Below are 17,190 nucleotides of genomic sequence, written 5' to 3'. Positions count from 1 at the left end.
CGGAGTCCGCGCCTTCCGCGCCGAGGAAACCCCTGAAAAGCGCCACAGTTGACCGAGAATTCCGCGCCTATTCGGCGATGTCCATGCGCAGGCACCCTGGAGGGGCCCGATGTTTCTTTTCAGGCGATTACTGGTGCCTGATGGAACTACGTGGGAAACCGACGAGATCATCACCCGCGTGCGTTCCGAGGCGTATTCTCTGGCCCGTCGAGGAATCGGGCCGGGGTCGCGGGTGATGCTGTCCGGTCCGAATGCGCCGGAATGGGTCGTGGCGTTGCTGGCCCTGGCCCACCTGGACGCCTCGGTGGTGCTGTGCGACCACCGGGCCACGGCGGCGCACCGCGCCTCGGTCCGGGAACGCGCCCGGGTCGTGCTGGAGATCGACGGTGCGTCGGCGCCGCCCGGTTCCGTCCCGGGGCCCCGCGGCCGGCCCGAGCGGGTGCCGGATCTCACGGCCTGGTCGCGCAGGACGGACGCGGTCATCTCGTGGTCCTCGGGCACCACCGGGGCGCCGAAGGGCATCGTGCGCTCGGGGCGATCGATCCTGGACAACCTCACCCTCAGCGCCGAGCGGATGGGCTACCGCGCCGACGACGTTCTGCTGCCGGTCCTGCCCTACTCCCATCAGTACGGCCTGTCCCTGGTGCTGTGCTGGTGGCTGGGCGGCGGCACGCTGGTGGTCTACGGGCCGACGACGCGCCTGGACCGCGCGCTGGAGGCCGGCGCGGCGCACGGGCTCTCGATCGTCGACGCCACCCCGCCGACCTATCACAGCCTGCTCAACCTGTTCGACAGCCGGCCCGTGTTGCGGGACGCACTGAGCGGGGTCCGCGCGTGGTGTGTCGGCGGCGCCCCGCTCGGGCAGTCGCTGGCCGCCCGCTTCGAGGCCGATACCGGCCGGCCCCTGCTGGACGGCTACGGGGCGACCGAGGTCGGCAACATCGCCCTCGCCCCGCCGTCCGACCCCGTCCGGTGCGGGACCCCGCTGCCCGGCGTGGTCGTCGAGGTCCATGACAAGGCCGGCCGGCCACTGCCGCCCGGCCGGCTCGGCGAACTGGTGGTGCGGAGCGAGGGCCTGATGAGCGGTCACCTCGGCGCGGACGGCCAGATCGTCCCGGTGCCCGGCCCCGTGCACCACACCGGCGACATCGGCTGGGTCGACGACAAGGGGCGGGTGGTCCCGATCGGCCGCAAACGCGCGGTGCACCGCGACGGCCACACGCTCTACCCCGACCATCTCGCCGAGCTGGCCGAGGCGGCCGGGGCCCCGACCCAGGTCGTCGCACTGGAGGACGAACGCCGTGGCGTCCGCCTGGTCTTCGTGGTGGCCGACGCGCAGGACCGCGGACGCGCGTACTGGAAGCGGGCGTTCCGCGCGGTGCTCGCCCGCTACGAGCAGCCCGACGACGTCCTCGTGGTCCGTGACTTCCCCCTGAACAGCACCGGAAAGCCCGACCCCGCCGCACTGGAGTCCCTTGCCATGACATTACCGTCCACATCCGCCGGCCAACCCGGCGGCGACACCTCCGCGTCCCGCCCCGCCGGGGAACACATCCCCTTCCCGGAGCGCCTGGAGGCGCTGCGCGCGGTCCGCCGCTGGGCGCACGACAACGAGGACGCCGTGCTGGAGATCCTCACCGAGGTCTCGCCCCACCGCACGGCCGTCGCTGAGTTGCAGTCGTTCCTGGCCACCCTTGACGGGGCCGAGGAGGAGATCCGCCACTTCCGGCCCGGCCGGGTGCCCCGCGCCGCGGTGTTCATGCCGTCGAACATTCCGCTGTACGCCTACGCGCTCTATCTGCTGGTGGCGTCGCTCTACACCGACACCGTCACCTTCCGGCCGTCCTCACAGATCGCGCACCAGGCGCGGCGGCTGCACGCTCTGCTCGCCCCGGTGCACGGCCTGCCGATCGAGCTGTCGGACCTGTCCCAGCGCAAGTTCGTCACCGGACCGGTCCGTGAGGCCGATCTCATCGTGTTCACCGGCAGCTACGCCAACGCCGAGACGGTGCGCGAGGAGCTGACCGCGGACCAGCTGTTCCTGTTCTTCGGCCAGGGCCTCAACCCGTTCGTCGTCGCGCCCGACGCCGACTTCGAGCACGCCGTGCACGACCTCGCGGCCATCCGGCTCTACAACTCCGGGCAGGACTGCTACGGCCCCGACGTCGTCTTCGTGCCCCAGGAGCGCTCGCGCGAGTTCATCGACCTGCTCTCGGCGAAACTCTCCTCCCTGCGCTACGGCGCCAACTCCGACCCCGGCTGCGACTACGGGCCGATGTACTACGACGCGGCCCTGAGCCAGTGCTCGGAGTACCTCCTGCGGTACGCGGACCACATCCGGACGGGCGGCGGAATCGACCTTCGGACACGGCGGGTCGAGCCGACCGTCCTCGCCTGGGACTTCGACGACAAGATGCCCCTCGACGAGATGTTCGCGCCGGTGTTCAACATCGTCGCCTATCCCGACGGGGAGCGGCTGCGCGAGCGGCTGTCGAGCCCGTACGTCGGCGAGCGCGCGCTGGGCGCCATGGTGTACGGGACCGACCCGGAGACGGTCGAGGTGCTCTCCAGGCGGCACCGCGTCTGCGTCGACCAGACGCTGCTGGACGCCGAGAACGGCAACAGGCCGTTCGGAGGGCTCGGCATGATGGCGAACTATCTCTCCGTCGGCGGGCAGCGGCGCTCCGAGCCGCTGCTGATGTCCAAGTCGGCGGCCGATTACCTGCCCTCCGTCGGCCCGGTCGCGGCGGGCCGGTCGTGACCGGGGACGGGGCGCGTTACGACGGCGCCTGGTCGGCCGTCGTCGACCTGCTCGTGCGATCCGGCGTGGACACCTGCTTCGGGCTGCCGGGCGACGACATGGAGTTGCTGCGCGCCCTCGACGCCGCGGGCGTGGATGTCGTGCCGTGCCGCGACCAGCGCAACGCGGTGTACATGGCGACCGGTTACGCGCTCCAGTCCGGCCGGCCCGGGGTGTGCGCGCTGGGCAAGGGCCCAGCGGTCACGCACGCCGCGACCGGGCTGCTGGAGGCGCGCGAGTCCGGGGCGCCGGTCCTGCTGCTCGCCGCGGGCACCCCGGAGCGCGGCCGGGGCAGCGGCGGCTTCCAGGAGCTGGACCAGGTCGCCGCGGTGGCGCCGCTGGTCCGGTGGGCCCACCGGGTCGGCCATCCCGACCGCGTCGTCCCCGCCGCCGCGAAGGCACTCGCCCTGACCGCAGGGCCCCCGCCGGGCCCGGTCTACCTGGAGATCGCCGACGATGTCCGCACGGCGGAGATCGTGCGGACGGGCCCGTGGCCGAGCCTGCCCGAGCCGTTGGAGGACGAGTCCTTCCCCCTCACCGGCGGCCCGACGACGGCGGCGGTCCTCGCGAGCCGGCGCCCGGTGGTGCTGGTCGGGGGCGGGATGCGCCACCTCAACGCGGACGGGGCGATCGAGGGTTTCGCCGGGCGCCTGGACGCGGCCCTGTTCACCACCGCGTCCGGCCGGGGCACCGTCGACGAGCGCCACCCGCTGTTCTGCGGGGTGGCCGGACTCTACGCCTCGGCACCCGCCCGTGAACTGTTCGCCGACTGCGACCTGGTGATATCCCTGGCCGGCCGGCTGGAGGAGACCGTCACCGAAGGCGGGACGCCCTGGCCGCCGGTGCCCGTCCTCCAGGTCAACATCGACCCGGCAGGCCTGTCGGCCGAGTTCCCGGGCCCGCGCGTGCTCGGCGACGCACGCCGCGCCGTGCTCGCCTGGTCGCGGGCGCTGAGCGACGCGCACGCGGAAGGGCTCCGGGGTCACACCGAGCCGTGGGCGCGCGAGATCGCCGTCGCCCGCAAGGCCATGGCCGCCGAGGCCGACGACGAGCGCGCCCGGGCGGCGGAGCTGCCGGGGGTACGCATCGCCGAACTGCTGGCCGCGCTGGACGCCACGTCGAGCGAGCCCCGGGTGCTGGTGGCCGAGAACGGCCTGCAGGACATGTGGTCCTACTGCTACCCCTTCCACGCCGGCGGCGGCTCGATCGTGCCCTCCGAGCAGACCCCGCTGGGCTTCGGCGCGGCCGCGGCGATCGGGGTCAAGCGCGCCGCCCCGCACCACGAGGTGACGGCGTTCATCGGGGACGGCGCCTTCGTCGCGGCGCGCGGCGACATCGCGGCGACGGCCGGATCCCACGGCGGCGTCCTCTACGTGGTGCTGTGCAACGGCGGTTATGGATGGCTGGACGCCCAGCGCGCCCGCCTCGGCCTCGACGGCGAACGCTACGCCTTCGCCCGCCCCGGTACCCCGCCGCCCGCGTTCGACGAGGCGAGCATCCACCACCGGGTGCTGCGCGACAAGGAGGCGCTGACCGACGAACTGCGCACCGCGCGGAAGGTCTGCGCACAGGGCGGCACGGCCGTCCTCATGGTGCCGGTCGATCCCGACGACATCCCCCCGCCCATCCGCGACGCGGAGGTGATCCCGCAGTGAGCGACACGCCACGCAAGGTCGTCGTCACCGGATACGGCGCGGTGACCCCGCTGGGCCACACCGCCGGCGCCACCTGGGACGCGATGCTGGCCGGCCGCAGCGGCATCGACGTCCTGGAGGGCATCGACCTCACCGGCCTTGGGGTGCGCATCGGTGGTCAGGTCCGCGGCTTCGACGCGGCCCGCCACATGCCCTCGCCGGTCCGGCGACGCACCGACCCCTACGCCCAGTACGCCCTGGCGGCGGCGCTGGAGGCGAGCGAGCACGCCAAGCTCGTCGTCGACGAGGAGATGGCCCCGCGGGTCGCCGTCGTCATCGGCAGCGGCTACGGCCCGGTCGCCTCCTTCGCCCGCTCCGTGAACACCCTGCGCGACAAGGGCGCGGCGGCGATCAGCCCGTTCACCCCGATCACCACCGCCATCGACGGTGCCGCCGGCGAGATCAGCATGCGTCTGGGCGCGCAGGGCCCGAGCCGGGCCCAGAGCACGGCGTGCGCCAGCGGCTCGGACGCGGTGGGCGCCGCGCTGCGGATGATCCGCGCCGGGGACGCCGACACGGTCGTGGCCGGCGGCGCCGACGCCTGCGTCACCAGGATCGACCTCGCGGGCAGCGGCAACGCCCGTGCCCTCTCGACGCGCAACGAGGACCCGGCCGCGGCCTGCCGTCCGTTCGACGCCGACCGCGACGGGTTCGTCATGAGCGAGGGCGCCGCGGTCCTCGTGCTGGAGGCGGCCGAGACCGCCGCGGCCCGGGGCGCGACGGTCCTCGCCGAACTCATCGGCTACGGCGCGAGTTCCGACGCCCACCACTGGACCGCGCCGCATCCGCAGGGCCGGGGGGCACGCGTGGCGGTCGAGGGCGCGCTGCGCGACGCCGGGGTGGCGCCGGGCGAGGTGGACTATGTCAACGCCCACGGCACCGGGACCGTGCTGAACGACGCCGTCGAGACGGCGGTCCTGCGCGACGTGCTCGGCGAACGGGTCACCCGCATCCCGGTCAGCTCCACCAAGTCGATGACCGGGCACATGATCGGGGCGGCCGGGGCGGTGGAACTGGTCACCGCGATCCAGGTCCTGCGCACCGGGACCGTGCCCCCCACGGTGAACTGCCACCGTCCGATCGACCCGGGGATCAACTTCGTACCGCACGAGGCGCAGACCCACACGGGTATGCGGGTGGCCCTCAGCAACTCCTTCGGCTTCGGCGGGCACAACGCGGCCCTCGTCGTCCGTACCGATCCCGGCGCTCGGTGACCCCGGCGCACGTGGCGATCCGTCCGTGACCGCAATGCGCATCAGGTGACTCAGGCGACTCAGGCGACTCAGGAAAGGACACAGCAGGTGGCGACGAACGAGGAAATCCTGGCCGATCTCCGCGACATCATCGAGGAGATCGCCGACGTGGTGGCGGCTGACGTGACCTTGGAGAAGTCCTTCGTGGACGACCTGGACATCGACTCGCTGTCGTTGCTGGAGATCGTGGTCCAGGCCGAGGACAAGTTCGGGGTCAAGATCCCGGACGACGAGATGGCCGGCACGGTCGATGACGCGGTCCGCTACATCGCGGCCCACCAGAGCTGACATCAGGGGTACGGGAGGTCCGGCCGGTCGCCCGGCCGGACCTCCGACCGCCGCGCCTTCTCCCCACCCGCCCCGCCCTCAGGAGACAGCACACCATGACCAGTACCTCGCCCCCCACCGACCGTCTCGCCCCGTGGTCCTTCGCGGAGTTCGTCGACGCGAACGGCCACGAGATGGTCACCCGGCCGCCGGTGATCGACGGCGTCGTCGGGCCCACGATCGTCCGCGACGGCCGCGAGCTGGTGAACTTCGCGAGCATCAACTTCCTCGACCTGGGGCAGCGTCTCTCGCTGACCCGCGAGTTCACCGACGCGGCCCACACCTACGGCCTGACCACCGGCGGCTCCCGGATGACCCAGGGGGTCTGCCGCCCGCACCAGGTGCTGGAGGAGTCCATCGCCCGCCAGACCGGCAAGGAGCGGGCCCTCACCTTCGCGACCGGGCTGCTGGCCAACATCGGCTTCGTCCATGCCATGAGCCACTCCGCCCGGTTCGACGACGCGCTCCAGGTACACAACCGCGACACCGTCTTCGTGCTCGACCGGGACTCCCACTGGAGCCTCTGGAAAGCCGTCGAGGGCCTTGAGTACGGGCGCTCCGTCCACGCGTTCCGGCACAACGACGTCGCCGACCTGGCCCGTGTCCTGGGCCGCGTCCGGTCGCGGAAGGTCGTGGTGATCATCGAGAGCGTCTACTCGGCCGACGGATCGATGGCGCCGGTGATGGACCTGCTCGACGAGTGCGACCGGCACGGCGCGATCAGCATGGTCGACGACGCGAACGGCTTCATGCTGTACGGGCCCTCCCACCGGCCGTTCGCCGCTGAGTACGCGGCGATCCGGGAGCGGGCCGACTTCGTCATGGTCTCGCTGTCCAAGGCCGTCGGTCTGGAGGGCGGCGCCCTGGCCGGCCCGGCCCACGCCATCGACGCCTTCGAAGTACTCTCCGGCACCTCGATGTTCACCGCGGCCATGCAGCCACCCACCGCCCACGTCGCGGGGCGCACCATCGAGGCGCTGGCGAACGACCCGTCGATCGTCGACGACTACCTGGCGCGGGCCGACCGGCTGCGCGCCGGCATGCACGAGATGGGCATGCCGACCACCCCGGCCGCCTCCTACATGCTCTCGGTGCCGATCGGCGACGACGACGCCGCGATGACGATGCGGGAGTGGTTCGTCAAGGACGGCTATCTCGTGCCGGTCTTCTGCTACCCGGCGGTCCCCCGCAATCAGGCGCTGCTGCGCCTGATCCCGCACGCCGGCCACACCGAGGAGCAGGTCGACGGCTTCCTGCACACCCTCGCGACCTACCGCCGCCGCCTGGGCCTGTGACGGTCACGGAGCGGGACCGCGCGGCACGTGACGCCGTCGGGGGACTCGGGGACGTCGCGCCACCGCCGGACCGCCCGCGCCGGGGGGCCCGCCCGGGGGCCGTCACCATGGTGGCCACGTGAACGGGGCCGGCCCACCCCGGGCGTTCACGACCGCGGAGCTGCCCGATCACGTGGGCCGCGTGCTGGGTACCAGCGCGGACCACCGGATCGACCAGGAGCGCGTGGACGCGTTCGCCCGGGTCACCGGGGACGACCAGTGGATCCACGTCGACCCCGGGCGGGCCCGTGCCGCCGGGGGCACGATCGTCCACGGGCATCTGCTGCTGTCGCTGATCCCGGTCATGTCCACGGAGGCCTTCACCGTCACCGACACGCTCCGCACGGTGAACCACCGGCTCGACGGCGTGCGTTTCCGCGCTCCCGTCCCCACCGGCGAGGGGGTTCGTGGCCGTTTCCGGCTCGCCCGCGCGCGGCCCCGGGTCCGCGACTGGTACGAGCTCGTCCTCGAGGTCGAGATCGAGCTGCTCGACGGGCCGGTGGTGTGCCGGGCCACCCAGACCTATCTGTGCGCGCTGCGCACCTGACCGCTCCCGTGCGGGGAGCCAGGAGGACTGCATGAAATCGTCGGACGCCCCGGTGGCCCTGGTCACCGGCGGAACCAGCGGGATCGGCCTGGCCACGGCCCGTCTGCTGCGCGAGCGCGGGCACGCCGTCGCGGTGTGCGGGCGCGACCAGCGGCGGCTGGACCGCGCGGCGCGTGACCTCCCCGGTGTGCACGCCGTCCGCGCGGACCTGTCCACGTGGGAGGCCGCGGCGGCGGCGGTGGCCGAGGTGGTGTCCACGTTCGGGCGGCTCGACGTGCTGGTGACCGCGCACGGTGGGGTCGGCGAGCCCGGGCCCGTGGCGGAGCTGCCGCCCGCCGCGTGGGATCACGTACTGGGCACGAACCTGATCGGACCGATCGCGACGACCGTCGCCGCCGTCCCCGCGCTGCGGCGGACCCGGGGGGCCGTGGTGCACGTGGGGTCGATCAGCGCGATCCAGGCCACGCCCCAGACGGCGCCCTACGGGGTGTCGAAGGCGGGTCTGGTCGCGTTCACCAAGCACGCGGCGGCCGATCTCGCCGAGTTCGGCATCCGGGTCAACGCGGTGCTGCCGGGCTGGGTCAGGACTCCGCCGGCCATCGCGTACTTCGAGCAGATCGGCCGGCCCGGGGGCCCCAGGGACGGCAACTTCCTGGGTCGGGTCGCCGAGCCCGCCGAGATCGCCGAGGTGATCGCGTTCCTGGCCTCGCGGAGGGCCAGCTTCATCACCGGAGAGGCCGTCGTCGCCGACGGCGGTGAGTGGATCAAGATGACCGACCCCGAGTGAGCACGACCCGCCCACCCCGCGTTCCCCGAACGGCGATCAGGTCAGCCATGTACACCATGCGCACGACAATCCAGGGAGGATCGGATGAAGAATTCCGAGATCCGTACGCTGCTCGGACTGCACCACACCTTCCTGCTGAGCACATTCTGCTCCGAACGGCATCCGATGCCGCACGGGGACCTGATGCTGAGCGATCTCATCGCGGACCCCTACTACAACTTCTTCTGTCCCGACGCCGATTTCACGTGGTCCGCCCTCGGTTCCCTCAGCGACGCGCTGCACGATCGCGGCCGGCGGCCTGCCCTGTACACGACACCCCTCTCGCCGACGGGGAAAGACGGTCCGGCCGGCTTCTCCCCCCACGCGTGCGACTCCTGGATGCTGCGTGAGGCGAGTCCGCGGGACACCGAGATCACACCCGGTATCGAGGTGCGGAGCATCGCCGAGGACACCCGGGAAGAATTCCTTTCCGCGTTCTCCTCGGCATACTCCAGCGATGACGCCGTGAATCTGTACGGGCCGCTGGAGGAAAGTCATCTCCAGGCCCTCCGCCGCAGCTTCGAGATCACCGGGCCGGAGTACAAGAAGTTCTATCTGCTCGCCCGATCCGGCGGGAGGGCCGTCGGTGTCGCCGTTTTGCTGGTGGCCGGCTCACACGCGGGGGTGTACGCGGTCGGCACGGTGGCCGACGCGCGGCGCCGGGGTGTGGGCCGTGCGCTGCTGAACGAATGTTCCGGCCTTGCCTTCGACGCCGGCGCCACCTTCCTGTTTCTTCAGACGGAAGCGGGAACCGCGACGGAGAAGTGGTACGAGAAGCTCGGCTACCGGCACGCGTTCCACGGCATCTGTTACGCATCCGAGGCGCCTCGGTGAATGCCGCCCCAACACGTCGGGGGAATGGAGGAATCGAACATGGCACGGTCGGTATTGGTGACAGGCGGCAACCGCGGCATCGGACTGGCGATCGCGCGAAGATTCGCCGAGCAGGGGGACAGCGTCGCGGTGACCCACCGCGGCGCACCCGTACCGGACGGAATGCTGGGCGTCACCTGCGATGTGACCGACTCCGGACAGGTCGACGCGGCGTTCACGGAAATCGAGGAGACGCACGGTCCGGTCGAGATCCTGGTGTCCAATGCCGGTATCACCGACGACTCCTTGCTGCTGAGAATGAGCGAGGAACAATTCAGCCGCGTCCTGGACACGAATCTGACCGGATCGTTTCGCGTCGCCAAGCGCGCCACCCGCGGCATGCTCCGCAAACGCTGGGGCCGACTGGTCTTCATTTCTTCGGAGGTGGGCCTGTCCGGCGGCGCGGGTCAGGCGAACTACGCGGCGAGCAAGGCCGGCCTCGTCGGCTTCGCCCGGTCACTCGCCCGCGAACTCGGCAGCCGCAACATCACCGCGAACGTGATCAGCCCCGGGTTCGTGACCACGGACATGACCGCGGTCCTGCCGGACGAACGCAAGCGGGACATCCTGAGCCAGGTCCCTCTGGGTCGCGGCGCGGACACCACGGAGATCGCCGCGGCCGCGACGTTCCTCGCCTCCGGGGCGGCGGCCTACATCACCGGCGCGGTACTGCCGGTCGACGGCGGCCTCGGAATGGGCCACTGAGTCAGCAAAGGGAGAGATCGTGACGGGACTGCTCGACGGCAAACGACTACTGATCACCGGGGTGCTCACGGACGCCTCGCTCGCGTTCCACGTCGCGCGCGTCGCGCAGGAGCAGGGCGCCGACGTGGTACTCACCGGGTTCGGCCGGCTCAGCCTGGTCGAACGGGTCGCCAGGCGGCTGCCCGCGCCGGCTCCGGTGATCGAACTGGATGTCACCAACTCCGAGCACCTGGACGCGTTGTCCGGCAAGGTGTCCGAGCATGTGTCCGGCCTGGACGGGGTGGTGCACTCGATCGGGTTCGCGCCGCCCTCCTGCCTCGGCAACCCCTTCCTGGAGGCACCGTGGGAGGACGTCGCCACCACGGTCCAGGTCTCCGCCTACTCGTTCATGTCGCTGACGCGCGCCGTGCTTCCGCTGCTGAGCGAACGGGCCTCGGTGGTCGGGATGGACTTCGACGCACGCCAAGCCTGGCCCGACTACAACTGGATGGGGGTCGCCAAGGCCGGCCTGGAGTCCGTCACGCGCTACCTCGCCAAGGAACTGGGCCCCCGCGGGATCCGGGTGAACCTGGTCGCCGCCGGTCCGGTCCGGACCATGGCCGCCCGGTCCATCCCCGGGTCCGGGGACATCGAGGCGCAGTGGGACTCCCGGGCCCCGCTCGGGTGGAAGGTCGATGACCCCGAACCCGTGGGCAGGTCCGTGTGCACGCTGCTGTCCGACTGGCTGCCCGCCACGACGGGATCCATGGTGTGGGTGGACGGCGGTTTTCACGCAGTCGGCGCGTAGCACTCCATTCGGCCGGATTCCTCTGCCTGGCAGAGGAATCCGGCCTTCTGGACGGTGTCACTACGCCGCCATGGGCGACTTCGCCTCAACACGGAAGACCTGCTGGAGCTGTCGTATCGCCTTATGACATCGGGATTTGACGGTGCCGGGGGGAATGCCCAGCATGGTCGCCACATCATTCACGTGATGACCCTGTACATAGACCGCCAGGACGGCGGCGCGGTGCTTCGGTGAAAGACACGACAACATGTCGGCGACGACCGTCTCCGATTCGATGGTCTCGAATGCACGGTGGCCATCCAGAACGTTGCTGGCGGTGGCCTGCGGCCCCTCCGCGTCCAGTTCGGTGGCCAGATTCACCTCGGTCGGCCTGGCCCGGGCCCGACGGTGCCGGTCGACCACGATGTTCCGGGCCACGGTCCGCAGCCACGGCCTCAGTGACCGCCCGGACTTGAGCACCTCGGGATGGAGCCATAACCGGATGGCCGTCTCCTGTGCCACGTCCTCGGCGGTGTGGATGTCGCCGTCCAGCAGATGCCTGACATAGTGCACGATCTCGGCCCGGTGGATGAGCCATTGTTCGGCCGACAACTCGACGGCGCACTCCGGGGCGGAATCCTGCCCCTGCCCGGCGATCCCGGAATCCCCTCGGATATCGCCTGATCTCGTCATGAAAAGATTGCCGGCCTGGCCGTGAATGTCAGAAGACCTCTGTGCCTGTGCTGGAGGGCGCGTCGCCACGAAGAGCTCCCTTGAGATGTTTCAACCGTCGGATGTCCCTGGCCACTGCTCGGACATGGCGCAGAAAAGGATTCCTGCGACAAGCGGAACGAGTGATTCCGTGCGCTGCACATGAGAGGCCCCGGCCGTCGGCGGATTTCACCGTCCCGGACGTCCGGAACATGTCGGGATCTTTGAATGCGGACAAGGCGCTATCCCGTCGCCCCATGGGTGAATGAGCGACGGTTCGTCACGGCCGGCCGAAGGCATGACGGTATGCGTGCACGGCCGGCAACGGGGCCGGTTTCCAGTTTTCGCGCGCTGAGAACCGGCGAGGGCAGTGCTTTGACCTTCTCACCCGTGACTTGCGGACCGTTTGTCGCACACTTGCCGAATGCTTGCGCAGGGTGCGCAGACCGAGTGACGTGCCGAAGGACGCCACCGGGGGGAACAGCCGGGACATCTCCCGGCGTTCACACTCGACACACCGAACGCGTCAAGCGGGAACCGCACGGCGACGGTCTAGCATGATCAACAACCGTCCCCCCAGTTCAACGGCGGACGGAACATCCTCAGCGGGGGGGATTGGAAAGCCGCCTGGTGGTAGAAATCGATATACGGGTCTCCATGCTCGGCCCGCTGGCCATCGGCCGCAGAGGGCAGGATCTCAACCTCGGGCCACACCTGCGGCGCGTACTGCTGATCCGGCTGCTTCTGGAGAACAGCCGCTCCGTTCCCGTCGATGTGCTGTGCGAGGATGTCTGGCAGGGGCGGCCGCCACCCAGCGCGGTCGCGACCCTGTATTCGCATGTGAGCAGACTACGCGATGTCCTGGAACCCGCACGCTCGCGCCGAGCGGGCCACGAGGTCCTCGCCCGGGAGTCCACGGGCTATGCCCTGTTGTTGCCCGAAGAAGTCCGCGACACCGCGCGCTTCGAGCGATTGGTCGTAAGTGCCCGGCAGTTGCTGGCGGACTGCCGGGCCGCGGAGGCCCGGTCGGAGATCGACCGTGCGCTGGCGCTGTGGCGGGGCACGGCGCTCGCGGACGTCGAGCATCACAGGTTCGCGATGCGCGAGTCGGCCCGATTGACGGAACTGCGCCTGCAAGCCGTGGAGTTGCGCACGGAAGCACTGCTGAACGAGGGGGAGTTCGAGCAGGCCGTGCTGGTGGCCGAGGACCTGACGGCTCGTCATCCACTGCGGGAGAGGACCTGGAACCTCTTACTCCGCTCCCTCTACCTGTCCGGACGTCCCGCCGACGCCCTGCGGCGCTTCGACGAAGTACGCCGACGGCTCGGCGAGGAACTCGGCGTCGACCCGGGTCCCGAACTGCGGGGTACGCACCAGGCGATCCTGAACCACGACATCCGGCTGGAGCATCCGGCCCCTCGCGGGCCGACCCGTGACGGGAGTCGGCCCCAGGGTGAGCGCATACCCCGGCGCGATCCGCACGACGTCCTGTCGCGGCCCGCGCAACTCCCCGCCGACCTGTCCACGTTCGTCGGAAGGTCGGCCCAACTGGCGGGACTGCGGAGGTCGGTCGACGAGGAGCAGGCCGGAACGACCACACGGGCGGTACAGATCGACGGGGCGGCCGGCAGTGGAAAGACCGCGCTCGCCGTCCACTGGGCCCACCGGGCCGCCGACACCTTCCCCGACGGACAGCTCTTCGTCAATCTGCGCGGCTACGACCAGTCCGACCGGCCTTTGAACCCGGCCGATGCCCTGGTCGACTTCCTGGGTGCGTTCGACGTGCCGCAGGCCCGCGTCCCGGCGGGCCTCGACGCGAAGATCGCCATGTTCCGCAGCCTGCTGGCCCGCCGTCGTGTGTTGGTCGTCCTGGACAACGGACTCGACGAAGGCCAGGTCAGGCCGTTGCTGCCGAGCACGCGCGGTTCCATGGCTCTGGTGACCAGCCGCGCCCAGTTGCCCGGCCTGATCGTCACGCACGACGTCCGTCCGATGACCCTGGGCGTCTTCTCCCCGGAAGAGGCACGTCAGGCCATGGCCCAACGCCTCGGCGCGGATCAGATCGAGGCCCATCCCGAAGCGGTGCGGGACATCATCGACCTCTGCGGGCGGCTGCCCCTGGCGCTGGCCATCGTCGCCACGGTCGCGCAGACCCGCCCGAACCACGCGCTGCCCCATATAGCGGACGAGCTGCGCCGGGCCGGCGGAAGCCTGGACCTGTTCACCGGGGCCGATGCCAACACCGACCTGCGGACGGTCCTCTCGTGGTCCTACCGGGTCCTGAGCGCGGACGCGGCGCGCCTGTTCCGCCTGCTCTCCCTTTCCGACGCGGCCTGGATATCCGCGCCGGCGGCCGCGAGCCTCGCGGGAGTGACGACCTCGACGGTGCGGCCCCTGCTGGAGGAGCTGACCCGCCAGCATCTCCTCCACGTGCAGCGCCCCGATCGGTATGTCCTGACCGGTCTCAACCGCGCCTACGCCTCGGAGCTGGCTCGCCGTCATGACAGCGCTGTCGACCGCCGCGCGGCACGAGCCCGGCTCACGCGGCAGTTCCCTCCGGCGAACGGACGTCTGGGCACCGGCAGATGAGGCGGGGGATGGCCTCGCGTGCGTCCCCGCGGCAAGACCTTCGTCTCCCTCCGCCTCACCATCGCCCCCAGGTCACGGCCCGAGCCGCGCCGCTGTCGTACGGACCCCCGTCCCGGCGCCCCGCGCTGGAGGTGCGCCCGGATCCTGACCGCCGGCCGGCCGATGGCCGTATCGTGGCCTCCGGTACGGACCGTACGGGGGAGGTCACCGGTCACGATGACATGGGAAGAGGCATGGGCGGCGGCGAAGCAGACCGCCCGCGAGGACATGACGCGCACGCGTCTGAACTCCGACGAGGCGGGCAACGGCGGTTCCGCCCCGGGACGCACCGATCTGAGCGTCCCGCTGGACGTCCTGCGCTCGGCGTCGAGCGCGTCGCGCGATGTGGAGAGCGACCTGCGGCCCGTCATCGACGACGCGATCGCCAAGGCCCACGCGGCAGGTGAGTCCCTCCAGGGATGGGACCTCGGCCCGCGGCTGACCATCACGGCGGACAAGTGGGGCGACAAGCTGTGTGAGACCTCCGACCGGCTCATCGGCCACGCCGACGGGCTCGACATGCTCTCGTACGGCATGTCCGAGACCGACATGGAGATCGGCCGCCAGTTCCGTACGTGGGGCACGGTCTGATGCCCGAGAAGTTCCGCGAACTGATGACCCAGGACTTCAGCGCCCTCGCGGAGGTCGCCACCGCGTGGACCCGCATGGCCGAGGCGCTGCTGGAGGCCCAGGAGGAGTCGTACCAGCGGGTCTCGGCCCCGCTGATCGCCGCCGACTGGACCGGCCAGGCGGCGACCACCGGGCTGCGCTCCATGGAGGTGGCCCAGAGCATCCTGCACACCGCCGCGATCAACATGACCCTCATGGCGACCGCGCTGCGCCGGGCCAACCGCACGATGCAGATCGCCCAGGTGAAGCTGCGCAGCGCGGTCGAGGGCGCGGAGGCCGACGGCTTCACGGTCCGCGAGGACGGCTGGGTCCAGCCCCGCGAGCTGGACCCGGAGATGCGCAACGACCCGGACTACGAGCGGCTGTCCCAGGCGGCGAACGCCGGTCTGGGCGAGTACCGGCAGCAGATCGAACAGGCGGTCGCGGACGCCACGAGCGCGGCGGTGAGGGCCGCGGGGGTACTCCGGGATGTCGACTGGTTCGCCTTCGACAAGGAGTACGGGCGCACCACGGCCCTGGACCTCGCGGCGCGGATGGGCGCCCGGCTGGACATCGGCGCGAACGTGGAGGACATCCCCGAGGACGGGAGCCCCGACGCCAACGCCCGCTGGTGGAACGGCATGAGCCAGAGCCAGCGCGAGGCGTACCTGCTGTACTTCCCGGCCGAGGTCGGCGTCTTGGACGGCCTACCGACCGCCGACCGCGACATCGCCAACCGGCGTGCCCTGGATGCCCTGCTGGAGGAGTACGCGGCGCGGGAACACACCCACGGCATCCACGACGGCATCTCCTACGCGGGCCTGAATCACCTGCGCGAGCAACTCGACCTGGCGGCGGGCGCGGAGGGCGACAAACAGCTGTATCTGCTGGGCTTCGACACCTCCCACGACGGCCAGTACGTCCTGGCCCAGGGCAACCCGGACACGGCGGCCCACACGGCGATCCTGGTCCCAGGCACGGGCACGGACATGACCTCGGCGGGCGGCCAGATCGCACGGATCGACCAGATGCAGGGCGAAGCCCGGAGGTATACGAACGAGGAGGTAGCCGTGGTCTCCTGGCTTGGTTATGACGCACCGGAGATCCCCGGAGGCGTGGCCACGACGGGCCGAGCCGACGCCGCAGCAGCCGATCTGCGGAGCTTTACCGCAGGGTTGGAGTCCGCTCGGCAGGGCCGTGACAGTCATCTCACGGTAGTGGGCCACAGTTACGGTTCCACGATGGTCGGTGCAGCGGACAAGGGAGGCGACGGCCTGGGAGCGGATGACATCATTGTCTTGGGCAGCCCTGGTATGTCCGTCGGTCACGCATCAGATCTTCATATCGATCCTGATCGGCTGTGGGTCGGCGCCGCCGAAGACGACCCCGTGGTGAACTACTTGTCCGGATGGTCGCTCGGAGCCGAACCTCATGAAAAGGACTTCGGTGCTCGGGAAATGTCAGTCGATACGTCGGGACACAGTGGCTACTGGAACGAAGAGAGCCAGAGTCTGCAAAACATCGGCCTGATCATTGCCGGCCAGCAGCCACTGATGAGATGACACGACAGGTAATGGCATGAGATCAAGAATCGGAGTACTGCGCAACGGCATAGCCGCGTTGTGCTTGGCAATGGCCCTGGGAGGCTGCATGTCGTCGGGGGTCAATGATCCACTTCCCCGAATGAGCCGTGAGGATGCTGAGGATTGGGCTGCCCACTGGATTGAATCCATGGCCCGCACAGCAGGCGGCGACATCGCTGACGAGACGAAGAAAATCGATTTCTTCGAATGTCTGGGAAAGAACGACGAAGTGGCCGGGGACGGCCGCTTCCAGCACACCTATTCCGCCCACGTCGTGGTTCCACCCGAAGATCATGCACGGGCAGTCATCGACATCCGGGACACTCTGGAGCGGAAGGGATTCGAAGTCCAGGGGTACCGCTCGGACCCATCAGTATCGCCGGCCAACCTCCTCCAGATGCGGCATCCAGAGGATCAACATTCTGTTAGTGCTGCCGACTTTCCAGAGAACGAGAACCACCTGCTCCTGATCGTCCGCACCCCCTGCCTCCTCCCACCCGGCGTTGAGCAGCAGCAGTTCTGAGCCCTCTCGCG

15 protein-coding genes are annotated in these 17,190 nt (G+C 70.3%); 14 read left to right on the top strand and 1 reads right to left on the bottom strand.

The genetic code is table 11. The annotated features are described in order from the left end of the window. Positions 1-109 precede the first annotated feature (109 nt). From ACTFAP_RS16135 to fabI, 10 genes are all read left to right on the top strand, one after another. Entirely contained in the window at positions 110-2,761 is a 2,652-nt protein-coding gene (locus tag ACTFAP_RS16135) for an aldehyde dehydrogenase family protein (protein ID WP_500466688.1), read from the top strand. Continuing rightward, the gene (locus ACTFAP_RS16130; protein WP_495681246.1) at positions 2,758-4,455 is read left to right on the top strand and encodes a thiamine pyrophosphate-binding protein; all 1,698 of its coding nucleotides are present in this window, start codon (positions 2,758-2,760) and stop codon (positions 4,453-4,455) included. Before ACTFAP_RS16135 ends, ACTFAP_RS16130 begins: the two co-directional genes overlap by 4 nt. Beyond that, positions 4,452-5,708 (top strand): beta-ketoacyl-ACP synthase II, encoded by a 1,257-nt coding sequence (gene fabF, locus ACTFAP_RS16125; RefSeq protein ID WP_500466687.1) that lies wholly within the window; start codon positions 4,452-4,454, stop codon positions 5,706-5,708. The genes ACTFAP_RS16130 and fabF overlap by 4 nt, the downstream gene beginning before the upstream one ends. A gap of 87 nt (positions 5,709-5,795) precedes the next feature. Then, positions 5,796-6,035 (top strand): acyl carrier protein, encoded by a 240-nt coding sequence (locus ACTFAP_RS16120; protein ID WP_500466686.1) that lies wholly within the window; start codon positions 5,796-5,798, stop codon positions 6,033-6,035. A 95-nt stretch (positions 6,036-6,130) separates the two neighbouring features. Continuing rightward, positions 6,131-7,369, top strand: a complete 1,239-nt coding sequence (locus ACTFAP_RS16115) for an aminotransferase class I/II-fold pyridoxal phosphate-dependent enzyme (RefSeq protein WP_495681243.1) — start codon at positions 6,131-6,133, stop codon at positions 7,367-7,369. Between the two features lie 118 nt (positions 7,370-7,487). Beyond that, entirely contained in the window at positions 7,488-7,955 is a 468-nt protein-coding gene (locus ACTFAP_RS16110) for a MaoC/PaaZ C-terminal domain-containing protein (RefSeq protein ID WP_495681242.1), read from the top strand. 31 nt (positions 7,956-7,986) lie between these two features. Further along, positions 7,987-8,742, top strand: a complete 756-nt coding sequence (locus tag ACTFAP_RS16105; protein ID WP_500466685.1) for an SDR family NAD(P)-dependent oxidoreductase — start codon at positions 7,987-7,989, stop codon at positions 8,740-8,742. A gap of 84 nt (positions 8,743-8,826) precedes the next feature. Beyond that, entirely contained in the window at positions 8,827-9,615 is a 789-nt protein-coding gene (locus tag ACTFAP_RS16100) for a GNAT family N-acetyltransferase (RefSeq protein ID WP_500466684.1), read from the top strand. A 39-nt stretch (positions 9,616-9,654) separates the two neighbouring features. Then, a complete protein-coding gene (fabG, locus tag ACTFAP_RS16095; RefSeq protein ID WP_500466683.1) occupies positions 9,655-10,359 on the top strand; it encodes a 3-oxoacyl-ACP reductase FabG in 705 nt (234 codons plus the stop codon). A 19-nt stretch (positions 10,360-10,378) separates the two neighbouring features. Further along, positions 10,379-11,146: an enoyl-ACP reductase FabI gene (gene fabI, locus ACTFAP_RS16090; protein WP_432745116.1), complete on the top strand. Its 768-nt coding sequence runs from the start codon at positions 10,379-10,381 to the stop codon at positions 11,144-11,146. A 60-nt stretch (positions 11,147-11,206) separates the two neighbouring features. On the opposite strand, the gene ACTFAP_RS16085 is transcribed toward fabI, so the two are convergent. Beyond that, positions 11,207-11,887, bottom strand: coding sequence for a sigma-70 family RNA polymerase sigma factor (locus ACTFAP_RS16085; RefSeq protein WP_500466681.1), 681 nt, complete (start codon positions 11,885-11,887; stop codon positions 11,207-11,209). A gap of 579 nt (positions 11,888-12,466) precedes the next feature. Here ACTFAP_RS16085 and ACTFAP_RS16080 point away from each other — a divergent pair. The 4 genes from ACTFAP_RS16080 (at position 12,467) to ACTFAP_RS16065 (ending at position 17,179) form a co-directional block, all read left to right on the top strand. Continuing rightward, positions 12,467-14,425: an AfsR/SARP family transcriptional regulator gene (locus tag ACTFAP_RS16080; RefSeq protein WP_500466680.1), complete on the top strand. Its 1,959-nt coding sequence runs from the start codon at positions 12,467-12,469 to the stop codon at positions 14,423-14,425. Positions 14,426-14,641: 216 nt separating this feature from the next. After that, a complete protein-coding gene (locus ACTFAP_RS16075) occupies positions 14,642-15,055 on the top strand; it encodes a hypothetical protein (protein ID WP_500466679.1) in 414 nt (137 codons plus the stop codon). Beyond that, complete coding sequence (locus ACTFAP_RS16070; RefSeq protein WP_500466678.1) at positions 15,055-16,635, top strand: alpha/beta hydrolase; 1,581 nt, start codon at positions 15,055-15,057, stop codon at positions 16,633-16,635. Before ACTFAP_RS16075 ends, ACTFAP_RS16070 begins: the two co-directional genes overlap by 1 nt. Positions 16,636-16,756: 121 nt before the next feature. Beyond that, positions 16,757-17,179: a hypothetical protein gene (locus ACTFAP_RS16065; RefSeq protein ID WP_500466677.1), complete on the top strand. Its 423-nt coding sequence runs from the start codon at positions 16,757-16,759 to the stop codon at positions 17,177-17,179. The last annotated feature ends 11 nt before the right edge of the window (positions 17,180-17,190 follow it).

Source organism: Streptomyces sp. PH9007, assembly GCF_059813725.1.
Note: the sequence above shows the minus strand (reverse complement) of the source record. Positions and strands in the feature narration are given on the sequence as shown.